This is a genomic window from Gordonia sp. GN26 (assembly GCF_054823965.1).
Genome location: NZ_JSYC01000111.1, coordinates 1 through 1564, shown reverse-complemented (window position 1 = coordinate 1564; position 1564 = coordinate 1). Strand labels below are relative to the sequence as shown.

Annotated in this window: 1 protein-coding gene; it reads right to left on the bottom strand. The window is 62.7% G+C overall.

Annotation, left to right across the window (positions count from 1 at the left end):
- Positions 1-92: 92 nt before the first annotated feature.
- A complete protein-coding gene (locus tag OK17_RS18605) occupies positions 93-1481 on the bottom strand; it encodes an IS256 family transposase (RefSeq protein ID WP_461418352.1) in 1389 nt (462 codons plus the stop codon).
- Positions 1482-1564: the final 83 nt, after the last annotated feature.

Genomic DNA, 1564 nt, shown 5'->3' with positions numbered 1-1564 from the left:
GCTATGAGGAGAAGAGGTGAGCGTTCGACAGAGCTTGTCAAGATGTCTGTGTAAGAACGTGACTCCTGGTGTTCCTGTGGTTGTTGGTGGGTCTAGCTGAGGTGGGGTTCGATGCGGTCGGGGTAGGCCAGGGCGAGTTGCTCGAGGGCCTGTTTCCAGTTCGTCACGACCTGTCCCTCGACGAGTCGTCCGGGAGCTCTGCGCGTGGCGGCGGGCGTGCCGCGTTCTTTCTCGCGTTGCCTGGCGCGTTTGTCCTCGATGTCGCAGATCGCCAACCACAACAGTTTGCGGACCGCGACGTCGTTGGGGAAGTGTCCCCTGTTCTTGATCACCTTGCGTAGCTGGTAGTTCAGCGACTCGATCGAGTTGGTGGTGTAGATGACTTTGCGTAGCTCGGGCGGGAACGCTAGGAACGGGATGAATCTGTCCCAGGCGCGATCGAAAGCCAATGCCGCACTCGGATATTTGAGCCCGAGCTCGGAGTCCCGGAAGGCTTCCCACTCGCGGCGAGCGGTGTCGGCGTCGGGGGCGGTGTAGATCGGTTTGATCGCCCGGGCGACGTCTTTGCGGTCTTTGTAGTTCACGAACCGCATCGAGTTGCGGATCAGATGCACCACGCAGGTCTGCACCGTGGCCAGCGGCCAGGTGGCCTCGATCGCCTCGGGGAATCCGGTCAGCCCGTCACAGCAGACGATCAGGACGTCCTTGACGCCGCGATTGGCCAGATTCGCACACACCCCGGCCCAGAACTTCGCGCCTTCCTCGGCCTGAATCCAGATCCCCAGCACATGCTTGATCCCGGCCATGTCAACGCCAATCGCGATGTGGGCGTGCTTGTTTCGAACGTGGGCTCCGTCTTTGACCTTCACCACCAGTGCGTCGAGGTAGATGACGGGATACAACGCCTCCAAGGGCCGGTTCTGCCATTCGTCGACCGCGCCGAGGACCTCGTCGCAGATCTTCGAGATCGTCTCATGTGAGAGGTCGGTGCCGATCGTCGAGGCCAGATGGTGCTGGATGTCGCGCAGCGTCATGCCGCCGGCGTAGAGGGAGATAATGATGTCATCCAAGCCGCCGAGCCGGCGCGAGCCCTTCGGCACCAGTCGCGGGGTGAAGGTGCCATCGCGATCGCGAGGGATGTTCAGCTGGACCGGTCCGGCCTCGCAGGCCACCGTTTTCGGGCTCGAACCGTTGCGGGCGTTGGGCAGCTCCCGCCCGGCCGGGTCACCCTTCTCATAGCCGAGGTGATCGGTCAGCTCGGCCTTGAGGCCGCGTTCGAGGGCGAGTTTGATCAGGCCCGGGATCAACCCGCCCTCGCCGGTGATCTGGACCTGCCCGGAATCGATCTGAGCGAGCAGCTCATCGACCATGCCTGAGGCCTGCAAAGCCTCGGCCACCTCCGCAGTCGAGCGCGGCTCGGCCAGCTCAGGCAACCGCTCGTCGTCGTGGCCCCGCTGCGTATCGTCTAACGCCATGCTCATACATCTTCCTCTCACTGATGAGCACTGGACTTACACAGACCATCTGACACCCCCGTTCGACATGATCTTCGTGGGCAACGACT